At 69.6% G+C, this 3,358-nt stretch carries 2 protein-coding genes and 2 pseudogenes; 2 read left to right on the top strand and 2 right to left on the bottom strand.

Annotation, left to right across the window (positions count from 1 at the left end; genetic code table 11):
* Together AC1DZ6_RS21950 and AC1DZ6_RS21945 are read right to left on the bottom strand one after the other, a co-directional pair.
* Positions 1-1,325 (bottom strand): cation:proton antiporter domain-containing protein (locus AC1DZ6_RS21950; RefSeq protein WP_477099245.1); only part of this gene is annotated, 1,325 nt, incomplete at its 3' end.
* A 39-nt stretch (positions 1,326-1,364) separates the two neighbouring features.
* A complete protein-coding gene (locus tag AC1DZ6_RS21945; protein WP_029908985.1) occupies positions 1,365-1,613 on the bottom strand; it encodes a helix-turn-helix transcriptional regulator in 249 nt (82 codons plus the stop codon).
* A 125-nt stretch (positions 1,614-1,738) separates the two neighbouring features.
* Here AC1DZ6_RS21945 and AC1DZ6_RS21940 point away from each other — a divergent pair.
* Both AC1DZ6_RS21940 and AC1DZ6_RS21935 read left to right on the top strand, forming a co-directional pair.
* Positions 1,739-3,247 (top strand): annotated as a pseudogene (locus tag AC1DZ6_RS21940) (monovalent cation:proton antiporter-2 (CPA2) family protein); the annotation flags it as partial.
* 36 nt (positions 3,248-3,283) lie between these two features.
* A pseudogene (locus AC1DZ6_RS21935) lies at positions 3,284-3,358 on the top strand (hypothetical protein); the annotation flags it as partial.

Genomic DNA, 3,358 nt, shown 5'->3' with positions numbered 1-3,358 from the left:
ATCCAGGGCAGGTCGTGGCGGTCCAGCATGTCGCCGACCAGCCGCCCGACCCGGCCATAGCCGACCACCAGGACCCGGCCCGCCGGCTCTTCGCTCTGCAGCCCCACCAGGTCGGGCGCCTCGCTGACCGGCGCCGCCGCCTTCTTGGCCAGGCGGCCGCCGATCCCCGACAGCAGCGGGATCAGGAACATGGTCAGGGTCGCGGCCACCAGAACGGCCTGGCCGACCTGGTCGGAGACCACGCTGGCGGCCATGGCGTTGTCGAGAATCACGAAGGCGAACTCGCCGCCCGCCGCCAGGGTCAGGGCGGCCTCGATCGCGGCCCGGTTCGACAGGCCGAACAGCCGGCCCAACCCCAGGATCATCACGCCCTTGACCACCAGCAGTCCGACGGCGACGCCCAGCACCAGGCCCGGCGAGGCGACCAGCAGCGACAGGTCCAGGCGGATGCCTAGCGACACGAAGAACAGGCTGAGCAGCAGACCCTTGAACGGCTCGATCTTGACCTCGACCTCGTGGCGATACTCGGTCTCGGCCAGCAGGATGCCGGCCACGAAGGCGCCCAGGGCCATCGACAGGCCCGACAGCGACGCCACCAGCCCCGCGCCGATGATCACCAGCAGGCAGGCGGCCATGAACATCTCTTCGCTCTTGGCCTTGGCCACCGAGCGCATCATCGGCCGCAGGGCCAGGCGGCCGAACAGCACGATGATCCCCAGGCCGATCACCGCCGGCCCCAGGGCCACCAGGTCGCGCACGCTGAAGGTCCCGTCGCCCCGGCCGAGGATGGCCAGGGTGATCAGGATCGGGGCCACGGCCAGGTCCTGGAACAGCAGCACCGAGAAGGTCGCCCGTCCGCCCTCGGCGTGCAGGCGCTTGCGCTCGACCAGCACCGGCACGGCGATGGCGGTGGACGACAGGGTCAGGGCCGCGCCGATCGCCAGGGCGGCGACGGGCTGCTGGCCCAGCAGCATGGCGATGCCGCCCAGGGCCAGCGAACAGCCGATCATCTGCAGGGCGCCCAGGCCGAACACCAGCTTGCGCATCAGGCGCAGCCGCTCCCACGACAGCTCCAGCCCGATCATGAACAGCAGGAACACCACCCCGAACTCGGCGAGCTGGGCGATTTCCTGGGGGTTGTCGACGGTGACATAGTCCAGCCACGGCAATTGGTGGCTCAAGGCGCCCAGGCCGAACGGCCCCAGGATCACGCCGGCGATCAGGAAGCCCAGGATCGGGTTCAGCTTCAACCGCTTGAACAGCGGCGCGACGATGCCCGCCGTGGCCAGGAACAGCACCAGGTCCTTGTAGTCCGCCGGCGACATCGCGTGGTTCACGTGGTGGGATCCCCTGTTTGATCGATCCTAGCTGGCCAGTTTCAGTCTTACGCCCGCGCCCGCGTCATCGGGCGGAATCAGCGCGACGCCGCCGGTTTCGAGCGCGTCGATCAGCAGGCGTTCGGTGCTATGGTGCAGGGCGTGGCGCTCGGTCTCGAAGTCCTTGACCGTGCTGCGCGAGACGCCGGCCCGGTCCGCCAGGTCGCCTTGCGACCAGCCCAGCAGGCCACGCGCGCCTCGACACTGGGCCGGCAGGAGAATTTTTGCGTGGGGCATCTGGCGCTCCCGGGCTTAGTCACCCATATTGGTTGAGTACGCCCGAAAATGTTGACCGTCAAGGAGAGCCTTTGCACCACACATCCCTGATCGCCACCATCGTCGCCGGCCTGGGCCTGGCCTTCGTGTTCGGCGCCATCGCCAATCGCCTGAAGCTGCCCGTGCTGGTCGGCTACCTGGTGGCCGGCGTCGTCGTCGGACCCTTCACCCCCGGCTACGTGGCCGATCAGGAGTTGGCGCCGCAACTGGCCGAGATCGGGGTGATCCTGCTGATGTTCGGGGTCGGGCTGCACTTCTCGGTCAAGGACCTGATGTCGGTGCGCAAGATCGCCATCCCCGGCGCCGTCGTGCAGATCCTGGCCGCCACGGCCATGGGCATCGGCCTGGCGCACATGCTGGGCTGGACCCTGGGAGCGGGGATCGTGTTCGGCCTGGCCCTGTCGGTGGCCTCGACCGTGGTGCTGCTGCGCGCCCTGCAGGAGCGGCGGCTGATCGAGACCGATCGCGGCCGCATCGCCGTCGGTTGGCTGATCGTCGAGGACCTGGCCATGGTGCTGGCCCTGGTGCTGCTGCCGGCCCTGTCCGGCATGCTCGGCGGTGAGGCCCCGCCTCCCGGTCCGGGCGGGGTGGCCGGCGCCTTCGCCATGACCCTCGGCAAGGTCGCCGCCTTCGTGGCCTTCATGCTGATCGTCGGCCGGCGGGTGATCCCCTGGATTCTGCACCGCATCGCCCACACCGGCTCGCGCGAGCTGTTCCGCCTGGCGGTGCTGGCCATCGCGCTGGGCGTGGCGTTCGGCTCGGCGGCGCTGTTCGGCGTATCGTTCGCCCTGGGGGCCTTCTTCGCCGGCATGATCATGGCCGAGAGCGAGCTCAGCCAACAGGCCGCCAACGAGACCCTGCCCCTGCGCGACGCCTTCGCGGTGCTGTTCTTCGTGTCGATCGGCATGCTGTTCAACTGGTCGGTGATCCTGCGCGAGCCGCTGGCGGTGCTGGCCACCCTGGCGATCATCGTGATCGGCAAGTCGCTGGCCGCCTGGCTGATCGTCATCGCCTTCAAACGCCCGCAAAGCGTGGCCCTGACCATCTCGGCCAGTTTGGCCCAGATCGGCGAGTTCTCGTTCATCCTGGCCAGCCTGGGCGTGTCGCTGAAGCTGCTGCCCAAGGAAGGCCAGGACCTGATCCTGGCCGGGGCCATCCTGTCGATCCTGATGAACCCGCTGCTGTTCGCCATCCTCGACAAGATCCTGCCCCGGCTGGTCGGCCGGGCCGGCGAGCCGGTGGCGCCCGCGATCGCCGCCCAACCGCACGGCGTGCTGGTCGGCTATGGCCGGGTCGGCAAGGCCGTCGCCGAGGGGCTGAAGGGCCGCATGCCGCTGGTGGTGATCGAGGACGAGGGCGAGCGCGCCGACGAACTGCGCGACGCCGGCTTCGACGTGCTGCAGGGCAACGCCGTGCGTCCGGAGATCCTGCTCAAGGCCGGCCTCGCCGAAGCCACCCACCTGTTCGTCGCCGTGCCCAGCCCGTTCGAGGCCGCCCGGATCATCGAACAGGCCCGCGCCGCCAACCCGAAGGTCAAGATCATCGCCCGCGCCTATACCGACGCCGACGTCGACCTGCTGACCCAGATGGGCGCCACCCACGCCCTGATCGGCGAGCAGGAGATCGCGCGCGGCCAGGTGCTGAAGGCCCGCAAGCCGTCGGTGAAGATGGTCGCGGTCGAGCCCGAGGCCTCGGCCGTGCTGTCG

This window comes from Caulobacter sp. P1_B12_2, from assembly GCF_056406675.1.
Note: the sequence above shows the minus strand (reverse complement) of the source record. Positions and strands in the feature narration are given on the sequence as shown.

What these genes read in the sequence shown, in the direction of transcription:
- AC1DZ6_RS21945 (WP_029908985.1), bottom strand. Translation starts at nt 1,613, where the DNA reads ATGCCCCACGCAAAAATTCTCCTGCCGGCCCAGTGTCGAGGCGCGCGT.